Below are 19,826 nucleotides of genomic sequence, written 5' to 3'. Positions count from 1 at the left end.
ACCAGCCACGAATCCCGTAGTTATGCACAGGGATTCGTGGCTATCAACAGGACACTCAGGCGGACGGGCCGCTGTCCTTGCCCAGGTCCGGCCCGGGCTCGTTGTCGTCCGCACCCGGATCGGCCGCGCCGGTCTTGTCCCGCTCGGCCTTTTCGCGCGCCTCGGTCTCCGCCAGCTGCGCCAGCGGATCGTCGAACGCGGTGGTGCCGCCGCCGATCACCGCGTCGATGAAGCCGGCGGGGGAGTCCAGGTCGTTGGAGTCGGGCAGCAGGTCCGGATGGGCCCAGACGCCGTCGCGCTTCTCCACACTCGCGTCGGTGGTGAGCCTGCGCCACAGCGCGGCGGCCTCGCGCAGTTTGCGCGGCCGCAGCTCCAGCCCGACCAGGGTCGCGAAGGTCTGCTCGGCGGGACCACCGGTGGCGCGGCGGCGCCGTAGGGTCTCGGCCAGTGCACCCGCGCCGGGCAGTCGATCGCCGACGGCGTCGGTGACCACGACCTCCACCCAGCCCTCGATCAACGCGAGCAGCGTCTCCAGCCGCTCCAGCGCCTGCTTCTGCTCCGGCGTCGTCTGCGGCTCGAACGCGCCCTGCGACAGGATTTCCTCGAGCTTGCCTGGATCGGTCAGCGCCATCGGGTCGATGCCCTGGGCGGCTTCCTCCAGCGCGGAGAAGTCCATTCGGATGCCGCGCGCGTAGTCCTCGACCGCGGCGAGCACCTGCTGGCGCAGCCACGGCACGTGACCGAACAGCCGCTGGTGCGCCGCTTCCCGCGCGGCGAGGAACACCATGATCTCGCTCTCCGGCTGCTCCAGGCCCGCGCTGAAGTCCGAGATCGCGGCGGGCAGCAGCGCGGCGGTACCGGTCGGGCCGAGCGGCAGGCCGATGTCGGTGGAGGTCAGCACCTCCTTGGCGAGCTGGCCGAGCGCCTGACCGAGCTGTGAACCGAAGGCGAGGCCGCCCATCTGACCGAGCATGCCCACCATCGGCGCCGCGAACTCCTTGGCTTCCTCCGGCAGGGACGCGGTCCACATGCCCGAGATCTGCTGCGCCACCGGGTCGCACAGCCGCTGCCAGGTGGACAGCGTCTCCTCGATCCAGTCGTTGGCGGTCCACGCGACGGTCTTGGTCGCGCCCGCGGGCAGGGTGGTCGCGCCGTCGAGCCAGAGCTCGGCGAGGTGCGCGGCATCGGCGATGGCACTCGCGGTGCTCGCCGACACCGGGGTCACGCTCGACCCGAGCTGCTGGCGGGCGAGTCGCTTGGCGACGTCGTAGTTCACCGGACCGGCCTGCGCCGAACCGGGCTGACCCATGCCGCTGAGCATCTGACCGAGCGAGGTCAACATCTGGCCGAGCTGTGACGGATCGAAGCCGCCGCCGGGCCCACCGACTCCGAACGGATTATTCGACTCGGGACCGCCCGGCTCGTCACCGCGCTTGCGGTCGTCGTCGTCGCGGTCCGAAAATCCGAAGGGGACGTCACTCATACGGCCAACATTACGCGTGTAGTGCAGGCACTTGATGTTCGCGCGGCGCGAAACCGGGGACGCGCGGGAGCATCGAATGTGCGCCTCCGGCGTCCTCCGACGGCGGCCATCACTACTGTGGTCCAGGTGAATCGTCGGATCCTCACCCTGGTGGCCGCCCTGATCCCGGTGCTCGTGCTCGGCGCCCTCGGCAGCGTGCTCACTGTGCCGTTCGTCGCACTCGGCCCCGGCCCCACCTTCAACACCCTCGGCAAGGTCGACGGCAAAGAGGTGGTCGACGTCCGCGGCACCGAGGTGGACCCGACGACGGGTCATCTCAATATGACCACCGTGTCGGTGCGCGACGGGTTGAGCATCTTCGAGGCGTTCGGCTTCTGGGTGAGCGGCAAGCACGGGCTGGTGCCGCGCGCCGAGGTCTACCCGCCCGGGGTGTCGCGGGACGAGATCGACAAGTCCAACCAGCAGGACTTCAAGGATTCCGAGGGCAACGCCGAGGTCGCGGCGCTGCACTACCTGAACATGCCGACGGTGGTGCTGCTGCGCAAGGTGGCCGAGGACGGCCCGGCCAAGGACGTGCTGAAAGCCGGCGACGAGATCATCAGCATCAACGGCGCGCCGATCGCCGCGCCGAAGGACGTGGTGACGGCCGTGTCGGAGCAGCCGCCGGGCGCGCAGCTGACCGTGCAGGTGCGCCGGGAGAACGCCGAGCAGACCCTGCAGGTGACCCTCGGCGCGCGACCCGACGACAAGGACAAGGGCTACCTCGGCGTGACACCGGGGGAGGGCGCGCGCCCGCCGCTGCAGGTGTTCTTCAATCTCGCCGACATCGGCGGACCGTCGGCCGGGCTGATGTTCAGCCTCGCGCTGATCGACAAGCTCACTCCCGGCGAGCTCGACGGCGGCAAGTTCGTCGCGGGCACCGGCACCATCGATCAGGAGGGCAAGGTCGGCCCGATCGGCGGCATCCAGTACAAGATGATGGCCGCGCGCGACGCGGGCGCGGAGACCTTCATGGTGCCCGCCGCGAACTGCAACGAGGCCAAGCAGCGAACCCCCGAGGGGCTGCGCCTGGTCAAGGTCGAAAACCTCACCGGCGCCGTGCAATCGCTCAACGACATCAACGCGGGCAAGGAGACCGTCAGCTGCGGCTGAGCCGGTCAGTCGCCTGCCCACTCCAGGGTGGCGTGCAGCGCGTCGATGAGGTTGGGCGCCAGGTTCGGGTAGGTGCGCAGGTCCAGATCGCCGAAGTCGTCGGCGTCCTCCTCGGGTCGCAACTGCAGCAGGCTCAGCGACGCGCCCTCGCGCAGCACCGCGGCGAACAGGCGGGCCTCGCGCCGCTCCGGATGCGACTCGGCCGCGGCCCTGGCGGCGGCGTCGGCCGCCTCGTGGTCGGCGAGCAGCGGCACCAGCGCCTCGTCCAGGGTGGACTCGGCATCCGGCGGCAGCACCACGATCTCCTGCACCAGCACACAACCCTGGACGGCGGGCGGCCAGCTGGTGGTCGCGAGGTACTCGTCCAGCGCCACCGAGCCGCCGGTCACCTCGTCCGGATATGACTCCTGCGCAACAGGAGTGAGTTCCGCCGCCTCGTCGACCTCTTCGAGCAGCTCCGGCTGCGCCGCGACCAGGTCGGCGGTGGGCACCAGCGCGAACATCTGCGGCGGTCTTCCCCACCCTTCGGCGTCGACGAAATCGGCCACCTCCCGGACGGCGCGGGCGAGAACCAATTCGGCGTGCAGATCTGCGGGGGTCACGGGGGACATCCAATCAAATCGACCGGACACGCTATTCACAAACCCGAGCTTGACGCTCAATTTTGCGCCACGAGCGAGTTTTCGAGCGTCGAATCGCGGGCAGAGCATGTGATCAGTGTCCGATTCCGTAGAGTGGGCCCCGACGGTCCGTAAGGACCACCCCGCAACATCGGACTGCGGCGTCTCGGCCTGCTGTATCGGCGCGAGTGCCGCCGGACCTTGGAGAGTGGCATCGTGGGCATGCGGCCCCCCACCGGCTTACCTTCGCTTTCCCGACGCAGCCGCGTGCTGCTGCTGGCGGCCATTGCCTTAGCGGCGTTGCTGCTACTCGGTCCACGGCTGACCGACACCTATACCAATTGGTTGTGGTTCGGCGAAGTCGGTTTCCGCGAGGTGTATCTCACGGTCTTGGTGACCCGGATCCTGTTGTTCGTCGGCGTGGCGATCTTCGTCGGCGTGATCGTCTGGCTGGCGTTGCTGATGGCCTATCGATCCCGGCCGGTGTTCGTGCCGGTGGCCGGGCCGAACGATCCGATCGCGCGCTACCGCACCACGGTGATGAGCAGGCTGCGGTTGTTCGGGGTCGGCATTCCGGTGCTGCTCGGGCTGCTGTCCGGTCTGGTGGCGCAGTCGAATTGGGTCACGGTGCAGCTGTTCCTGAACAGCAGCAACTTCGGCCAGGAGGACCCGCAGTTCCATCTCGATGTCAGTTTCTACGCCTTCGAGCTGCCGCTGTATCGGATGGTGCTGAACTGGTTGTTCGTCGCGGTGGTCATCGCGTTCTTCGCCAGCCTGGTGACGCACTACATCTTCGGCGGTCTGCGGCTGAGTGGTCGCGAGGGTACGCTGACCCGCGCCGCGCGCATCCAATTGGCCGTGCTGGCCGGGCTTTTCGTGCTGCTCAAGGCGATCGCGTACTGGTTCGATCGCTATGAGCTGTTGATGAGCAGCCGTAAGGAGCCCACCTTCACCGGTGGTTCCTTCACCGACATCAACGCGGTGCTGCCCGCCAAGCTGATCCTGCTCTCCATCGCGGTGATCTGCGCGCTCGCCTTCTTCGCAGGCATCGTGCTGCGCGATCTGCGGGTGCCCGCGATGGCGGCGGCGCTGCTCGTGCTGTCCTCGATCCTGGTCGGCGCGGTATGGCCGCTGGTGGTCGAGCAGTTCTCGGTGCGCCCGAACGCCGCGGACAAGGAAAGCGAATACATCCAACGCAATATCGCCGCGACCAGGCAGGCGTTCGGGATCACCGACGACAAGATCACGTATCAGGACTACAAGGGTGAGAGCAAGAAGAACCCGCTGGACGTGCCGGTCGACGCCGCGACCATCGGCAATGCCCGACTGCTCGATCCGAACATCTTGTCGCCCACCTTCACTCAGCTGCGCCAGCTGAAGAACTTCTACGGCTTCCCCGAGTCGCTGGACATCGACCGCTACAACCTCGACGGCGATGTGCAGGACTACATCGTCGCCGCGCGCGAGCTCTCGCCCGCGGCGTTGAGCGGTAACCAGAAGGACTGGATCAACCAGCACACCGTCTACACCCACGGCAACGGTTTCGTGGCCGCGCCGGCGAACCGGGTCAACAAGCCGCAGTCCGACGATCCGAACGCGGCAGGCGGCAGCAGCGACAGCGGCTACCCGATCTTCATGGTCAGCGACCTGTTCACGCCGAAGGACAAGCAGCGGATCAAGGTAGACCAGCCGCGCATCTATTTCGGCGAGGTGATTTCGCAGGCCACCCCGGACTACTCGATCGTCGGCACCACGGAAGGCCAGCGGCCCCGTGAATACGACTCCGACACCGCGCAGTTCACCTACGACGGTAAGGGTGGCGTGCCGATCGGCAACTGGTTCAACCGGCTCGCCTTCGCCGCCAAGTACGCCGAGCGCAACATTCTGTTCTCCTCGGCCATCGGCGACAACTCCAAGATCATCTTCAATCGCGACCCGCGCGACCGAGTGCAGAAGGTGGCGCCGTGGCTGACCACCGACGGCAATGCCTACCCGGCGGTCGTCGACGGCCGGATCCAGTGGATCGTGGATGCCTACACCACCCTCGACAACTACCCGTACGCGCAGAAGACCTCGCTGGACGGCATCGAGGACAGCATCGACAAGAAGACCGGCAGGCTGATTCCGCGCAAGGAGGTCAGCTACATCCGCAACTCGGTGAAGGCCACCGTCGACGCCTACGACGGCACGGTGAACCTGTACGAGGTGGACTCGAAGGATCCCGTGCTGAAGGCATGGCGCGGCGTGTTCCCCGGGGCGGTCAAGCCGGAGAGCGAGATCACTCCGGAGTTGCGCGCGCACTTCCGGTATCCGGAGGATCTGTTCAAGGTGCAGCGCGAGATGTTGACGAAGTACCACGTCGATGATCCGCGAGAGTTCTTCACCAACAACGCCTTCTGGTCGGTGGCGGCCGATCCGACGATCGAGGGTGGCGCACCGGCCAACCAGCCGCCCTACTACGTGTTGCTGGGTGACTCGAAGGGCGGGAACAAGCCGGTCTTCAATCTGACCAGTGCCATGGTCGGCTACAACCGGCAGTTCCTGTCGGCGTATATCTCGGTGCGGTCGGATCCGGACGACTACGGCAAGTTCACGATCCTGCGATTGCCGACCGATACGCAGACCCTCGGCCCGCAGCAGACTCAGAACCGGATGACGACGGCGCCGGAAGTCTCCAGGGAGAAAACGCTGCTGTCCAACTCGAACAAGATCAAATATGGCAACCTGCTGACCCTGCCGATCGCCGACGGCGGCATCCTCTACGTGGAGCCGTTCTACAACGAACGCAACACCGGAGCGAACACCGCGACCTTCCCGCAGCTGCTGCGCGTCCTGGTGAGTTACCGGGATGACGCGGGCAGCGTAAAGGTGGGCTACGCCTCGACTTTGGCCGAGGCGTTGAACCAGGTGCTGCCTGGCAGCGGTGCGTTGGCCACTCCGTTCGGTGGCGATTCCGGTACTCGGCCGCGCCCCGGTAGCGTCCCGCCACCCGCGGAAGGCACCACCCCGCCGCCGAACACCGGCGGCACTCCCGCCCCGCCGCCGGGCGGTGTCGCCCCGCCACCCGGCTCGTCGCCCGCCAAGGACGCCGCAGCCGCTGAGCTGAACCGGAAGATCGACGCTTTGCGAAATGCCATGCGCTCAGGCAACTTCCAGGAATTGGGCAAGGCGCTCGACGAGCTGGACGCCGCAGCCAAGGCGTACCAGGACGCCGGTCGCTGAGGTAGGTCCGAGCCGAAACACGAAGCGGCGCTGCTGTCCCCAGGGACAGCAGCGCCGCTTTCGTTGTGCAGCAGGCGCTTATCGGCCGGCGATCGCCTCGATCAGCGAGCCGTTCTGCTCCAGGATCTGCAGGTACTGGGCTTCCAGGCCGTGCTGCTTGGCCAGGTCGCTGCCCACGGCCTTGGCCTGGTCGACCAGCGCCTTGGAGCTGCCCGGCAGCGGCAGGGCGGGGGCGGCGGGCTCGGGGGCCGGTTCCGGCTCCACGACGGCCTCGGGCTCCGGGGCGGAGGTGCCCGGGCGCAGGTACTTGCCGCAGGACGGCCACGCGCCGACACCCTGGGTGGCGAGCACGTTCTCCGCGACGCGGATCTGCTCTTCCTTGCTTGCGGTGTGGGCCGAGCCCTGGCCGCCGTTGGCCGCCCAGGTGCTCGGCGAGAACTGCAGGCCGCCGTAGTAGCCGTTGCCGGTGGCGATGCCCCAGTTGCCGCCGCTCTCGCACTGTGCAACGCCGTCCCAGTCGTGGGCGGGCGCGGCGGATGCGGTCGCGGTGGAGAATGCGAACGGGACGGCAACAAGGGCGCCGGTAACAGCGGCAAAGCCGAGGGCGCGGGCGTTGAACTTCCGGTTCTCAGTCATAAGTGCATTTCCCTCCCTGCGCCTACCAGCCTCGGCGGTCCAGCTGCCGGGCCCCTGCCCCCAGGTTGTCGGGGATCCTCGAACCGCGGGACAGGGTCGCCGGTATACGAACGGTTCGAGTTCGAGCCCTTCACGGATGATCCGGGCCGTGAACGCACGGTAACGAAGAAATCTCGGCAGATCACGTCTTGATAACACTCGCATTGCATGAAGTGAATAACCCGAATATCATCCTTTGCGCAGGTCGGAAATATCATCGACACGCATTCTGGACGGTCTGTTATAGCAACGTTATGTGTTCGAGATCACTACGATATAGTGACCCGGATCACGTTTAAGCGGTTGCCGTAGGCAGTGATAGGCCCATCGGCATAGCGAAACCGGGTGCTTCGGGCACGGCTCGCCGGCGTCGGCCAGGTGTGGTGCTGGTCTCCGGCTCGTTTTCCGGCAGCCGGGACGCCCGCCGCGATGGCGCTCAGTCATCGCAAATATGCCCGCCGACCAGGCGATTTGGCATCGACGTGAACCCGTGTGTAATGTTGTGTTTACCGACGCGGGGTGGAGCAGCTCGGTAGCTCGCTGGGCTCATAACCCAGAGGTCGCAGGTTCAAATCCTGTCCCCGCTACAAATGGAAGAGGCTTCCGGATCACTCCGGGAGCCTCTTTTCTTATGTCGAGAGCTGCTGGATCTCGTCAGCCGAGCAGCGAACGCAGATGTGCCCGAAGCGTCTTTCGTAGGCGCTCGACCGTCAGCGAACCGTGCGGCGTCACCGCGTCGAGGCTCAGCCCTTCCATGATCGCGGTGAGCAGTTCGGCCTGCTCGCGCGGCTCGGGGACGGCGAGGGCGCGCAGGGCATCGGTGACCGCCTGGCGCAGATCGGCGGCCATCTGCTCGGTGACCGGGCGGAACACCGGCTTCGTCCGGGCGGCGACGATGAACTCCAGCAGCACGATCGACTCGACTCGGCGTTCCTCGTCGATCGGCAGTAGCTCTTCGAGTAGTGACTGCAGGGCGTCGACGGCACGTCGGCCGGTCAAGTCGCGCAACGCCGCGATGGGGTGGCGGGAAAGTCGTTGCCCCATGCGGTCGCCGACCTCGGCTGCCGCGGCGGCGAGGAGGTCCTGGTGGTCATCGAAGTAGTGCCGTACCGACCCGATGTTCAATCCTGATTCGACGGCGACCTTGCGCAGCGAAAGGCCGTCGAGGCCTTCGGCGACGACGAGGCGGAAGGCCGCCTCGACGACGTGCCTGCGCCGCTGTTCGGCGTCGATTCGAGCTGGCATCGGGTCAATGTAGCGCAGCTGTGATAAACGCTGGGGCGCAACACCGTTGGTGGCGGATCAGGCTCGGTGGCGGGCGACGCGTCCTTCGTCCCACACCGGCTCGGCCGATTCGTAGACGCCACCATCGGCGCCGAAGACGAGGAAGCGGTCGAAGTCCTTGGCGAACCACCGGTCGTGCGTGACCGTCAGCACAGTTCCGTCGAAGCTGTTCAACGCCTGCTGTAAGGCCTCGGCGGAGACGAGATCGAGGTTGTCGGTCGGTTCGTCCAGCAGCAGCAGTGTCGCACCGCCGAGCTCGAGCAGCAGGATCTGCATCCGAGCCTGTTGCCCGCCGGAGAGCGAGTCGAACGTCTGCTCCGCCGCGCCTGCCAGTTCGTATCGGGCCAGCACCCGGGACGCCTCTTCACGCGGCAACCCGGCCCGATGCTCGTCACCGTGGTGCAGGATCGACAGCAGCGTGCGGCCGGCCAGATCGGGGCGGCCGTGTGTCTGCGCGAACCATCCTGGGCGCACCCGCGCACCGAGCCGCGCCCGCCCGGTGTGTGACACCGGTTCGACGGTCAGGTCGCCGACCGGTCGATGCTCGGGATCCGGGTCGGTGCCACCGGCGGCGAGCAGCCGTAGGAAATGCGACTTGCCCGAGCCGTTGGCGCCGAGCACGGCAACCCGATCGCCGTACCAGACCTCCAGGTCGAACGGTTGCATCAAGCCGGTGAGCTCGAGGCTCTCGCACACCACGGCGCGCTTACCGGTCCGCCCGCCGCGCAACCGCATCGCTACGTGCTGCTGCCGTGGCTGCGCTTCGGGTGGTCCGGCCTCCTCGAACCGTGCGAGGCGGGACTGCGCCGCGCGGTATCGCGACGTCATGTCCGAGTTGTAGGCGGCCTTCTGCTTATACATCTGCACCAGTTCTCGGAGCTTGAGCTGCTCGTCGTCCCATCGCCGTCGCAGCTCGTCGAGTCGCGCGAACCGGTCGGCGCGCGCTGCCTGATACGTCTCGAACCCGGCCGGGTACACCCACGCGCTGTTCCCGGCCGTGCCGAGCTCGACGGTGACGATGCGCTGCGCGGAGCGGGCGAGCAGCTCGCGGTCGTGGCTGACGTACAGCACGCTCTTCGGCGTCTCGATCAGCCGACTCTCCAGCCAGCGCTTGCCGGGCACATCGAGGAAGTTGTCCGGCTCGTCCAGCAGCAGCACCTCGTCCGTGCCGCGCAGCAAAGCCTCCAGCACGAGACGCTTCTGCTCGCCACCGGACAGCGTCCGCACCGCACGCCGCAGGCATCGGTCGAACGGCACGCCGAGCGCTTCGATGGTGCACACATCCCACAGCACCTCGGCGTCGTATCCGCCCGCGTCGCCCCATTCGGCGAGCGCGGACGCGTACCCCATCTGTGTGTCGATGTCGTTGCGCGCCAACATCTTCGCCTCCGCCGCAGCTACCGTCGCCGCAGCCCGGCGCAGTCGCGGCGGCGCGACTGACAACAGCAGGTCGCGCACGTCGGCGTCGTCCCGGGCGATGAACTGCCGCATGACGCCGAGGCTGCCGCTGCGCGTCACCGCGCCGGCGCTGGGCGTCAGATCTCCGGCGATGATGCGCAGCAGCGAGGTCTTCCCGGAACCGTTCGCGCCGATCAGAGCGACCTTCGCCCCTTCGCCGACGCGGAACGAAATCTCTTCCAGCAGAACGCGACCGTCGGGAAGGGTGTACCCGATCCCGTTGATGTCGATGTGTCCCATGCGGCGAAAGTATCACGGGTGTGATAAATAGACGAGCTGTTTTCTGATGCCAGGCGAAGTCCTCAGCGGCGGCTGCTCACTCCGCGTCCAGCGCCCTCCTGCCGGTGAGCGGGCCCCAGATGCCGACCAGGGCAACCATGGTGAGCAGCGCGACGGTGATCACCGAGAACACCAGGCCCGGCCCGTTCGGGCGGTCCAACAGCGGAAGCAGCAGGAACGGCAGGAGGGCGGTGCTGACCTTCGACAGCGAATAGGTTGCACCGGAGGCGGTTCCGCGTACCGCGGTGGGGAACGACTCGGGTAGGTAGGCGTGGATGGCATCGGAGAAGACGTTGCTCGCCACCGTGAACAGCCCGCCCGACAACAGGATCAGCGGCACGCTGGTGGCGAAGCCGAAGGTGAGGCCGAAGATCGCCATCAACGTGGCGGTTCCCATGACCAGGTGCTTGCGTTCGATCCGCTCCATCAACGGGATCGCCAGCAATGAGCCCAGCGGATAGCCGAGATAGGTGACGGCCAAGTAGCTCAGGGAGGTCACCACCTCGAATCCCTTGCGGTCCAGCACGAGTACCGCCAAGGTGCCGAACCCGTAGTAACCGAAGACCTGCAGGATCATCACGGCGGAGAACAGTGTGGTCCTCGCCCGATAGGGCGGCCGGAGGATCGCACTGAACGGCGTGAGGGCGGTTTTGTTCTGCTGGCGAGCAATCCAGTGCGGCGATTCGGGCATGTCACGCCGCGCGAACACCACCACGGCCGCGCCGAGCCCGCCGATCACGAACAACCAGCGCCAGCCCTCGATGCCGAAGGGCTGCAACGGAACCAGCCACTTGGCGAGGAACCCGACGGTCGGCACCGCACAGAAACCGATCGTGTACGCCATGGCGATCATCCGGCCACGCACCTGCGGCGGAACAACTTCCGACAGATAGGTGTCCGACACCGTCATCTCGGCGCCGATCCCGAGTCCGGCCAGGAACCGCGTCGCCATCAGAAACGTGATGTTCGGGCTGAACGCGCCGAGCAGCGTGAATCCGGAATACAACGCGATATTGATCATGAACATGCGGCGCCGGCCGAACACATCCGACAATCGGCCGATCACCAGCGCGCCGAGGAACTGTCCGGCGAACGCCGACCCTACGATCCCGCTGAGCTGAAACGTTGACAGGTGCATCTCTTGTTTCAACACCCCGGTAATGGTCCCGGCGAGAAACAATTCGTACAGATCGAAAAACAATCCGGCACCGACGAGCAGGACCAATTTGCGATGAATGGGACGAACCGGAAGTTCGTCCAGCCGCAGACGTTCACGCCCGACGTCGGATGTTGTGATCATCCCGCCATACTCCTGATCATCCCTTGTCAGGGCAACAAATCAGTACGGTGTGTCCGGTTCGCGAAGCTTCTCCGATGGCGAATTCGATGTGCCGTGCCGGAATTGTCGATCGGCTGATTCGCGAGTGCCGCGGTGGTTGACTTGGCGCCGTGCAGGCCGCAACCGGCCGCACTTCAGCGCACCGAGGTCAGGAGGCCACGGATATGCCCACGCACGACGGAAAATGGCCGCAGGGGACACCGAGCTGGGTCGACAGTCAGGTCGACGACACCGCGCGGGCCCGCGAGTTCTACGGGGAACTGTTCGGCTGGGAAATCATGGACGGCCCGCCGGGGGCGGGCGGCTATCTGATGGCGCTACGGCACGGCAGGCCCGCCGCGGGTATCGGACCCAAACCCGACGGCATGGCGATGCCGTCGGTGTGGACCACCTACTTCGCCGCGGACAGCGCCGACGCGATCGCCGAGAAGGTCACGGCGGCAGGCGGTTCGGTGCTGATGGCACCCTTCGACGTGCTCGATGTCGGCCGGATGTTCGTCGCGACCGATCCCGCCGGTGCGGCGTTCGGCGTGTGGGAAGCCAAGGCGCACACCGGGGCCGGGATCCACAACGAGCATGGCGCCTACTGCTGGAACGAGCTGCACACCGATCGGTACAAGCAGGCGCAGGAGTTCTACGCGGCCGTATTCGGCTGGCACTACACCGAAATCGGGGACGGCCAGAACGTCGTCTACTCCACCTTCGGCCTGACCCAGGACGGCGACCCGGTCGGCGGCATCAACGACGCGACCAAGACGCCAGAGGACTCGCCGTCGTTCTGGCTGGTCTGGTTCCAGGTCGACAACACCGACGCGGCCGTCGCCAAGGCCACCGAGCTGGGCGCGACGGTCCTGATGGACGTGTTCGACAGCCCGTTCGGCCGGATGGGCGTGGTACAGGGCCCACAGGGCGAGGCGTTCGGCCTGGTCGACCCGTCGACGACAGTGGGTGAGCCGCCGACGGGTACGTGATCAGTGCCGCCGCGCCGCCTCCAGTAGCAGTTCGAGGGCGCGCTGCACGGTCTGCTCCAGCACTTGCTCCGGATCGCCGTCGAACTGGCGATGCGAGGCCGTCACGCTGTCATCGGCGACGGAGAACCACACCGACCCGGCGGGTTCGCCGTCCTGTGGGCCCGGTCCGCCGACGCCGGTGACAGCGACCGACAGCGTCGCGCCGAGGAGAGAGTTGACCCCTTCGGCCATCGCCTTGGCCGCCGTCTCCGACACCACCGGCACCTGGGGCACGCCGAGTACTTTGTGCTTGACCTCTGCCGAATAGGCGACGACGCCGCCGCGGAACCACTCGGCGGACTCGGGTGCGGCGCCAAGGGCGGTCGCGATCTGCCCGGCGGTCAACGACTCCGCGACCGCCACCGTCAGACCGCGACGCCGGACTACCTCGGCAAGCTCTTCGGCAATGGCGTGATCATTCATGCCATCCATGATGCGCACCGCCGCACGGTCACCACGGGCCGGGTGGGGTGCGGGGGACAAGGCCGTGCTGGTGGGCGTAGACGACCGCGTGAATACGGTCGCGCACACCGAGTTTGGCCAGGACGCGGGAGACGTGCGTCTTCACGGTTTCCTCGCCGACACCGAGCAGGCCGGCGATCTCGGCATTGCTGCGGGCGTCGGCGAGCAGCAGCAGCACTTCGAGTTCGCGGGCGGTGAGCTGCCCGATCTCGGGCGGGTTGGGCGGCGGGGCGAGGGTGGCGGCGAAGCGAGCGGCCAAGCGGCGGGTCATCGACGGATCGATCAGGGCGTCGCCGCGAGCCGCGATCCGGATCGCGGCGACGAGTTCTTCCGGCGGCAGGCTCTTCAGCAGGAAGCCGCTCGCCCCCGCGCGCAGCGCTCGGTAGAGGTTGGCGTCGCTGTCGTAGGTGGTGAGCACCAGGACGTGGGTGCCGCCCGCGGCGACGATGGCCTCGGTGGCGGCGAGCCCGTCCAGTTTGGGCATGCGCACGTCGAGAATCGCGACATCCGGGCGCAGCCGGGCGGTTTCGGCGATGGCGGTGCGGCCGTCGCTGACCTCGCCGACGCAGTCGAGGTCGGCCTGGCTGTCGAGGACCGCGCGCAACCCGGAGCGGAACATGCTGTGGTCGTCGGCGATCAGGACCCGGATCGGCACGGTCATCCGCCACCGATCGGGACGGAAACGGTGGTGTGCCACCAGGTTCCGTCAGGATCGAGACCGTAGTCGAGCGTGCCGTCGAAAAGCTCGGTGCGGCGGCGAATCCCGCAGAGGCCGCGCGGTGCCGCGGTATCGGTGGCAGTCGGCGTGGGTGGCATCGGATTGGTGGCTCGGATGACCACCCGATGGGGGAGGTACTGCACCGTCAACCGCGCATGCTCGCCGTCACCGTGGCGCAACGCGTTGGTCAGCATCTCCTGCACGATCCGATACACCGTGACATCCAACGACTCCGGCAGGTCGACCACCGCACCACGCACGGCGACCTCGACGGCCAACCCGGCGGCCCGCACATGCTCGACCAGTCCGTCGATATCGACCAGACCGGGTTGGCGCTGCCCCTCGTCGTCGCGGCCGTGCAGCAGATCGAGTTGCCGCCGCAGGTCCACCATCGCGGCCCTACTGCTCGACTCGACCGCCGTGAGGGAGCGGGTCGCCGCACTATTCGTGCTGTCCGCCAAGGCCATTCGCGCCGCGCCCGCGTGGATGCCGATGGCGCTGACATGGTGGGAGATCACATCGTGCAGGTCCCGCGCGATCGCGGCGCGTTCTTCGGTCACCGCCCGCTCCAGCGCCACCTGATGATCCCGGCGGCGCAGGCGTTCGCGCTGCTCCAGGTCCGCGATGTAGGCGCCGCGCGCCGCGGTGTAGCGCCCGACCAGCCACGGCACGCAGCCCGCGGCGACCGTCGAGGTGACCAGTATCCGCCAGTCGCGGGTGGCGTAACTCGCCGTCAGCAGATGCCCCGCCGCGACACCGCCACACATCACCAGCATGGTCAGCACCGATCTCGGTCCGGCCAGCCACGCGCCCGCCCGATAACCGGCCACCAGAAAGCCGACATCGGCGAAGCGCGCGCCGAAGCCGTGCCAGTGCAGCAACCACGCGCCCATGAGCCGGACAACGACGTGGGCCACCGCGACCACACCGGCCGTGCGAGGCGGCGCGGCCAAGGCCAGATCGACGGCGACGAAGCCCGCCACCGCGACGACGGTCTGCCACGGCGCGACCGTGAACACCCCGCTCAGCCCGAGCACCACCGCGTCGATCAGCGCCGCCACCACCGCGACCAGCAGTGACTGGCGGGCGAGCGACCGGCTCACGTCCACTGGTCCGCCACCGCCTTCGCCTCGTCGGAGCTCTCGATCCTAGCCAGCTCGGCGCGTCCGGGCCGGGCACTGCCTGCGCCAACTCTGCCCGCAGGCGGGTGTTGCCGCGTCCCCCGCGCGAGGGACGCCGAATCCCTCGGCGGCGCGATGTTTGCGCAGGCCATCGCCCGTAACGTCGGGATCACCGCCGGAGGAGTCAAGGAGATCTCGTGGGCAGAGTGGAGCTGTTGAGCTATGCCGTCCCCGCTTTCGCGTTGTTCATGCTCGTGGAGTGGTTCGCCTACCGTCGCGATCCCGATCGCCCCAGCAACGCCGGATCCGGCCGCGACACCGCCAGCAACGTGGCGACCTTCGCGATCGGCCGGCTCACCAAACCGCTGACGCAGTACCTGATTCCGTTCTCGGCGGTGGTCGCGGCCGCCGCGATCACCCCGCTGCAGCTGTCCCCGCAGGCGTGGTGGGTCTGGGTGCTCGGCCTGGTGGTGACCGATTTCTGCTACTACTGGGCGCACCGGGCCGACCACCGGGTCCGGCTGCTGTGGACCTCGCACAGCGTGCATCACTCCAGCGAGCACTTCAATCTGTCCACCGCGATCCGGCTGCCCTGGGTACATCCGGTGACCAATGTGCTGCGCGGAATGGCTTGGGTACCAGCGGCTTTGCTCGGCCTGCCGGTGTGGATGATCTTCGTGCTGCAAAGCATCGGGCTGCTGTATCAGTTCCCGATCCACACGCAGCGGGTCGGCACGCTGCCGCGTCCGATCGAGTTCCTGTTCAATACCCCCGCCCACCATCGCGTCCACCACGGGTCGAACCAGCCCTACCTCGATCGGAACTACGGCGGCATCTTCATCATCTGGGACCGGATGTTCGGCAGTTTCGCCGCCGAATCCGAGCCGATCCGGTACGGGCTGACCAAGAACATCGATACGCACAATCCGGTGAAGGTCAATTATCACGAGCTGGCCGGGCTCGTTCGGGACGTGCGCGGCGCACGCACCTGGCGTGGCCGCCTCGGTTATATCTTCGGTCCGCCCGGCTGGACGGAGGGCGGCGAGCCGCTATCCCACAACGGATCTCACGCGCGATCGAGAAAGAAGCGCAGGCTGGCGATGCTCGGCGCACCCGCGGCGAATTCGACGAACGCCACCCCGCGGGTATCCCCGAACCGAACGCTCGCGCTCACCGTGCGACCCGCGGCGATCAGCTTGCCCCACCGCATGTTCCGCGCCCGGTTGGTGAACTCCTCCGCCGAAACCGGTGTGCCGGCAGGGAACTCGACAACGGCGTAGTGTCCGAGCAGCCCGCGGACGCGAACGATGTCCGTGCTGCCCGCCGCGGCGAACAGCCGGGAGGACACGCGCTTGCCCGTCCGCCCCACCCCGCCGAGCGCACGCAGCATGCCCAGCGCGCCGCTGACGCCCTGGTGGCGAATCAGTTGCGGTCCGAGCTGCAGCGCGGCGCCGAACCCGCTCGGCCCGGTGCGCAGCAGCTGCACGATCATCGGTGCCAGTTCCCAGTGCGCGGCCAGCTGGGTGATCTTCCAGCCGTCGGGGTCCTCGGTGAGCTGGTAGCGCAGGTGCATCGGGACCGAGACCCTGGCGCCGGTCGACATGGTGGTCTCGATGGTCAGGTCGCGCACCACCGTCGGCGGGTGCACGATGTCGCGCTCCACCCGGAAGGCGATGTCGTTCGGGCCGATGAAGGTGTCGTAGAAACGCTCGATGGCGGCGCGCCCGACATGCGGGCGGGCGCCGACCGGGTCGTTCACCTCGGCGTCGGCGGCGAATAAGTCGACCCACGCGGACTTGTCGTGCGCGGCGACCGCGGTCGGCGACGCCTGGACGGCGGTCAAGAGCTCCGCGGCCGAGGGTTCCAGCGGCATGACAAATCCTCCGATGTCGACGATGACTCGTCATATGGTAGAACAAGTTTCAATTTGACGGTATCGCGTGGGCGGGCGGCCGATCCGGAGCGATTTTCGGAATAACGATGCATGAACGTTGCAAAGCGCCGCTACCTCGCTAGAGTCGAGTGATGGGCATCGAGTGTTCGAGCGTCGTCGCGGCACCCCGGTCCGAGGTCTTCGAGTGGCACGCCCGACCAGGCGCGTTCGCGCGGCTCGCGCCGCCGTGGCAGCCGGTGTCGGTGCTCGCGGAGGCCGATTCGCTGGCCGACGGCCGGGCCGTGCTCGGCCTGCCCGGTGGGCTGCGGTGGGTGGCGAAACACGACCCGGCCCGTTATGACCCACCGCAGCGGTTCGTCGACCGCATCGCCGTGGACGGTCTCGGCTCGTTGCCCGCGGGTCTACTGCTGCGCTGGCGGCACACCCACGATTTCGAGGTCGTCGACGACACGCACACCAGGGTGGTGGATCGGGTCGAGTCGCCGGTGCCCGCGTTCACCCTGCGTCCGATGTTCGACTACCGATACCGGCAGTTGGCCGACGACCTGGCCGCGCACGCCGACGCGGCCCGCGCGGGCTTCGCCGCCAAAACGATCGCGGTGACCGGTGCGTCGGGGCTGGTCGGCTCGGCCTTGACCGCTTTCCTGTCGACCGGTGGCCATACCGTCCTTCGGCTGGTCCGCCATGCGCCGCAAGCCGGTGAACGGCAATGGAATCCGGACGATCCCGCGCCCGACCTGCTCGACGGGGTCGACGCGGTGGTGCACCTGGCGGGTGCCTCGATCGCGGGGCGGTTCACCGACGAACACAAGCAGGCCATTGTGGACAGCCGGATCGGTCCGACCGAGCAGCTCGCCCGACTCGCCGCCCGCGCGGGTGTCCCGACCTTCGTCAGCGCCTCAGCCATCGGCTACTACGGCTACGACCGCGGCGACGACCGACTACCCGAAGACGCCTCGCGCGGTGACGGCTTCCTCGCCGACGTGGTCGACGCATGGGAGGCGGCCACCAGCGCCGCCGCCGACGGCGGGGTCCGGGTGGTCAAGGTGCGCACCGGCATCGTGCAGTCGCCGCGCGGCGGTACACTGCGCCTGCTGCGGCCGCTGTTCGCTACCGGGCTAGGCGGCCGGATCGGTGACGGCGAACAGTGGCTGTCCTGGATCGGCATCGATGATCTGGTGGATATCTACCATCGCGCGCTGTGGGACAACTCCGTGTCCGGGCCGGTGAATGCCGTTGCCCCGCAGCCTGTTCGCAATAGTGAGTACACCCATGTTCTGGCCGGCGTGCTGCGCAGGCCCGCGCTGCTCCCGGTGCCCGAGTTCGGTCCGGCCCTGCTGCTCGGCGGACAGGGCGCGCGGGAACTGGCCGCCGAGAGTCAACGGGTGGTGCCCGCCGTGCTCGACAAAGCCGGGCATCGTTTCCGCACACCGGATCTCGCGTCCGCGCTGAAACATCTGCTCGGTCGCACCCGCTGAGTTACCCGCTCACGCGGCGCGGGTGAGCAGGATCTGGTGGACATCGAGGTAGCCGCAGCGGAACCCGGCCTCGGCGTGCGCCAGGTACAACCGCCACATCCGGCGGAAGATCGGATCGAAGCCCAGTTCCGCGACGCGGTCGGCCCGCGCGTTGAACCGCTGCTGCCACAGGCGCAGGGTGTGCGCGTAGTGCTCGCCCATCGAGAGTTGTTCGCGGACAACGAGTTCGGTGCGCCGGGCGGCCACGTCGGCGAGCAGCCGGGTGGACGGCAGGAAGCCGCCGGGGAAGATGTACTTCTGCACCCAGGTGTAGGTGTCGCGGGTGGCGCGCATGCGGTGGTGCGGCATGGTGATCGCCTGGATCACCGCGCGGCCGCCCGGTGCGAGCACCCGGTCGATGGTCTCGAAGAAGGTGTCCAGATATTCGTAACCGACGGCCTCGATCATCTCCACCGAGACCACCGCGTCGAATTCGCCGTTCACCCTGCGGTAGTCGAGCAGATCGATGGTGACGCGCTCGGACAGGCCCGCGGCGGCAATCCGGTCGAGCGCCAGTGCGCGCTGCTCCGTGGACAGCGTCACCGAACGTACCGACGCGCCGCGAGCGGCCGCGCGCAGCGCCAATTCGCCCCAGCCGGTACCGATTTCGAGCAGCCGGGTGCCCGGACCGACGCCTGCGCGGTCGAGGATCCGGTCGATCTTGGCCTGCTGCGCGGCGGCGAGGTCGGCCCACCGGGGCGGTGGCGCGGTCGCGGGAAACAACGCGCTGGAGTAGGTCAGCGTCTCGTCGAGAAACAGCTCGAACAGGTTGTTCGACAGGTCGTAGTGCCTGGCGATATTGCTGCGGCTGTTCGACTCGCTGTTGTGCTCGGTGGCGGGATGTTTCGACACGTATAGACGGCGTAGCGCCCGAAGCGGGGCGGGGACGAGCCGGTCGATGCGGGCGGCGAACACCGTCAGCGTCGCCGCCGGATCGGGCGACGACCAGTCGCCGGCCATGTACGACTCGCCGAACCCGATCAAGCCGCCTACCCCGAGCCGCGCGGTGAAGTCCGCCGGGCGGTGCAGGATCAGCCGCGGCGCGTCCGCCCCGCCACGGCCGAGCACCTTCCCGTCCGGGTACTCGACCCGGATCGGCAACGTGCGCACGGCGCGGCGGAACAGCCGATCCGCCAGCGCGGCGGCGATGGTGACGCGGGTGCCGGTGGGCACGTGTTCGACATCGGGCCATGCGGTCGAGGGTCGTGCCGTGACGTGCGATTGGATGCTCACCGCGAAGACTCCTCGAAGTGTTGGGGCGGTCCGGGGACGAGTGGCAGGCCGCGTGCTCGGAGCGGCACGCCGGGCCTGCGCAGGAGCGCCGAGACCACAAGTGGGGCAAGGGGTACCGCCACTGTCGCGTGCAGGGTGGTACGGACGGTGGCCGACGAGCAACGCCCGGTCATCGAGGCGGCGAAAATCGGCCGGCCAACGCCGGCGGTGCGGGTGGCCCGCGTTCGAGCGACCGGCTGCTTCGGCTCGGCGCGCTGGTCGAGGTCCCCCCGCAGGCCGCCGATCTCACGCGGCAGGGAGGTGACTGATCGGTTGCCACCGCACATACGGCAGCGGATAACCCGACGGTTATCCGGCAA

15 protein-coding genes, 1 tRNA gene and 1 pseudogene are annotated in these 19,826 nt (G+C 67.8%); 6 read left to right on the top strand and 11 right to left on the bottom strand.

Annotation, left to right across the window (positions count from 1 at the left end; genetic code table 11):
* Nucleotides 1-55: 55 nt before the first annotated feature.
* Entirely contained in the window at nucleotides 56-1,483 is a 1,428-nt protein-coding gene (locus tag DMB37_RS13255) for a zinc-dependent metalloprotease (protein WP_135232963.1), read from the bottom strand.
* Nucleotides 1,484-1,609: 126 nt separating this feature from the next.
* On the opposite strand from DMB37_RS13255, the gene DMB37_RS13250 reads away from it, so the two are divergent.
* Entirely contained in the window at nucleotides 1,610-2,635 is a 1,026-nt protein-coding gene (locus DMB37_RS13250) for a PDZ domain-containing protein (RefSeq protein WP_206055248.1), read from the top strand.
* 5 nt (nucleotides 2,636-2,640) lie between these two features.
* On the opposite strand, the gene DMB37_RS13245 is transcribed toward DMB37_RS13250, so the two are convergent.
* Nucleotides 2,641-3,246, bottom strand: coding sequence for a PPA1309 family protein (locus DMB37_RS13245; RefSeq protein ID WP_135232961.1), 606 nt, complete (start codon nucleotides 3,244-3,246; stop codon nucleotides 2,641-2,643).
* 225 nt (nucleotides 3,247-3,471) lie between these two features.
* Here DMB37_RS13245 and DMB37_RS13240 point away from each other — a divergent pair, with 225 nt between their 5' ends.
* A complete protein-coding gene (locus DMB37_RS13240) occupies nucleotides 3,472-6,477 on the top strand; it encodes a UPF0182 family protein (RefSeq protein WP_135232960.1) in 3,006 nt (1,001 codons plus the stop codon).
* 78 nt (nucleotides 6,478-6,555) lie between these two features.
* Here the strand turns inward: DMB37_RS13240 and DMB37_RS13235 are convergent, their stop codons facing one another.
* Complete coding sequence (locus DMB37_RS13235) at nucleotides 6,556-7,113, bottom strand: transglycosylase family protein (RefSeq protein WP_135232959.1); 558 nt, start codon at nucleotides 7,111-7,113, stop codon at nucleotides 6,556-6,558.
* 552 nt (nucleotides 7,114-7,665) lie between these two features.
* Between DMB37_RS13235 and DMB37_RS13230 the strand changes: the two genes are divergently transcribed.
* Nucleotides 7,666-7,739, top strand: a tRNA-Met gene (locus DMB37_RS13230).
* A 67-nt stretch (nucleotides 7,740-7,806) separates the two neighbouring features.
* On the opposite strand, the gene DMB37_RS13225 is transcribed toward DMB37_RS13230, so the two are convergent.
* From DMB37_RS13225 to DMB37_RS13215, 3 genes are all read right to left on the bottom strand, one after another.
* The gene (locus tag DMB37_RS13225) at nucleotides 7,807-8,397 is read right to left on the bottom strand and encodes a TetR/AcrR family transcriptional regulator (RefSeq protein WP_135232958.1); all 591 of its coding nucleotides are present in this window, start codon (nucleotides 8,395-8,397) and stop codon (nucleotides 7,807-7,809) included.
* Nucleotides 8,398-8,454: 57 nt separating this feature from the next.
* On the bottom strand, nucleotides 8,455-10,134 hold the full coding sequence (locus DMB37_RS13220; protein WP_135232957.1) for an ABC-F family ATP-binding cassette domain-containing protein: 1,680 nt from the start codon (nucleotides 10,132-10,134) through the stop codon (nucleotides 8,455-8,457).
* Between the two features lie 76 nt (nucleotides 10,135-10,210).
* Nucleotides 10,211-11,473 (bottom strand): MFS transporter, encoded by a 1,263-nt coding sequence (locus DMB37_RS13215; protein ID WP_135232956.1) that lies wholly within the window; start codon nucleotides 11,471-11,473, stop codon nucleotides 10,211-10,213.
* Nucleotides 11,474-11,676: 203 nt separating this feature from the next.
* Between DMB37_RS13215 and DMB37_RS13210 the strand changes: the two genes are divergently transcribed.
* The gene (locus DMB37_RS13210) at nucleotides 11,677-12,483 is read left to right on the top strand and encodes a VOC family protein (RefSeq protein WP_135232955.1); all 807 of its coding nucleotides are present in this window, start codon (nucleotides 11,677-11,679) and stop codon (nucleotides 12,481-12,483) included.
* Here DMB37_RS13210 and DMB37_RS13205 read toward each other — a convergent pair whose 3' ends face one another.
* From DMB37_RS13205 to DMB37_RS13195, 3 genes are read right to left on the bottom strand one after another with little or no spacing between them, the layout of a single operon-like run.
* Complete coding sequence (locus DMB37_RS13205) at nucleotides 12,484-12,945, bottom strand: CinA family protein (RefSeq protein ID WP_135232954.1); 462 nt, start codon at nucleotides 12,943-12,945, stop codon at nucleotides 12,484-12,486.
* A 28-nt stretch (nucleotides 12,946-12,973) separates the two neighbouring features.
* Nucleotides 12,974-13,645: a response regulator transcription factor gene (locus tag DMB37_RS13200; RefSeq protein WP_135232953.1), complete on the bottom strand. Its 672-nt coding sequence runs from the start codon at nucleotides 13,643-13,645 to the stop codon at nucleotides 12,974-12,976.
* Nucleotides 13,642-14,805 carry a sensor histidine kinase gene (locus tag DMB37_RS13195; RefSeq protein WP_240772378.1) on the bottom strand — a complete coding sequence of 388 codons (1,164 nt, stop codon included), beginning with the start codon at nucleotides 14,803-14,805 and terminating at the stop codon, nucleotides 13,642-13,644. The genes DMB37_RS13200 and DMB37_RS13195 overlap by 4 nt, the downstream gene beginning before the upstream one ends.
* Nucleotides 14,806-15,071: 266 nt before the next feature.
* Here DMB37_RS13195 and DMB37_RS13190 point away from each other — a divergent pair.
* Nucleotides 15,072-15,677: pseudogene (locus DMB37_RS13190) on the top strand (sterol desaturase family protein); the annotation flags it as partial.
* A 212-nt stretch (nucleotides 15,678-15,889) separates the two neighbouring features.
* Here DMB37_RS13190 and DMB37_RS13185 read toward each other — a convergent pair.
* Complete coding sequence (locus tag DMB37_RS13185) at nucleotides 15,890-16,696, bottom strand: nuclear transport factor 2 family protein (protein ID WP_135232951.1); 807 nt, start codon at nucleotides 16,694-16,696, stop codon at nucleotides 15,890-15,892.
* Nucleotides 16,697-16,848: 152 nt separating this feature from the next.
* Here DMB37_RS13185 and DMB37_RS13180 point away from each other — a divergent pair, with 152 nt between their 5' ends.
* Entirely contained in the window at nucleotides 16,849-18,195 is a 1,347-nt protein-coding gene (locus tag DMB37_RS13180; protein ID WP_135232950.1) for a TIGR01777 family oxidoreductase, read from the top strand.
* A 9-nt stretch (nucleotides 18,196-18,204) separates the two neighbouring features.
* On the opposite strand, the gene DMB37_RS13175 is transcribed toward DMB37_RS13180, so the two are convergent.
* Nucleotides 18,205-19,467 (bottom strand): cyclopropane-fatty-acyl-phospholipid synthase family protein, encoded by a 1,263-nt coding sequence (locus DMB37_RS13175; protein WP_135232949.1) that lies wholly within the window; start codon nucleotides 19,465-19,467, stop codon nucleotides 18,205-18,207.
* Nucleotides 19,468-19,826 lie beyond the last annotated feature (359 nt).

The sequence above is a fragment of the Nocardia sp. CS682 genome (assembly GCF_004634405.1).
Taxonomy (GTDB): Bacteria; Actinomycetota; Actinomycetes; order Mycobacteriales; family Mycobacteriaceae; genus Nocardia; species Nocardia ninae.
The sequence above is the reverse complement of the archived record's forward strand: the minus strand, read 5'-3'. Positions and strand labels throughout refer to the sequence as shown.

Bases quoted from the DNA above. Each gene is read 5' to 3' on its own strand.
- DMB37_RS13210 (WP_135232955.1), top strand. From the start codon at position 11,677: ATGCCCACGCACGACGGAAAATGGCCGCAGGGGACACCGAGCTGGGTC.
- DMB37_RS13215 (WP_135232956.1), bottom strand. From the start codon at position 11,473: ATGATCACAACATCCGACGTCGGGCGTGAACGTCTGCGGCTGGACGAA.
- DMB37_RS13205 (WP_135232954.1), bottom strand. From the start codon at position 12,945: ATGAATGATCACGCCATTGCCGAAGAGCTTGCCGAGGTAGTCCGGCGT.
- DMB37_RS13245 (WP_135232961.1), bottom strand. From the start codon at position 3,246: ATGTCCCCCGTGACCCCCGCAGATCTGCACGCCGAATTGGTTCTCGCC.
- DMB37_RS13220 (WP_135232957.1), bottom strand. From the start codon at position 10,134: ATGGGACACATCGACATCAACGGGATCGGGTACACCCTTCCCGACGGT.
- DMB37_RS13255 (WP_135232963.1), bottom strand. From the start codon at position 1,483: ATGAGTGACGTCCCCTTCGGATTTTCGGACCGCGACGACGACGACCGC.
- DMB37_RS13180 (WP_135232950.1), top strand. From the start codon at position 16,849: ATGGGCATCGAGTGTTCGAGCGTCGTCGCGGCACCCCGGTCCGAGGTC.
- DMB37_RS13185 (WP_135232951.1), bottom strand. From the start codon at position 16,696: ATGCCGCTGGAACCCTCGGCCGCGGAGCTCTTGACCGCCGTCCAGGCG.
- DMB37_RS13225 (WP_135232958.1), bottom strand. From the start codon at position 8,397: ATGCCAGCTCGAATCGACGCCGAACAGCGGCGCAGGCACGTCGTCGAG.
- DMB37_RS13200 (WP_135232953.1), bottom strand. From the start codon at position 13,645: ATGACCGTGCCGATCCGGGTCCTGATCGCCGACGACCACAGCATGTTC.
- DMB37_RS13235 (WP_135232959.1), bottom strand. From the start codon at position 7,113: ATGACTGAGAACCGGAAGTTCAACGCCCGCGCCCTCGGCTTTGCCGCT.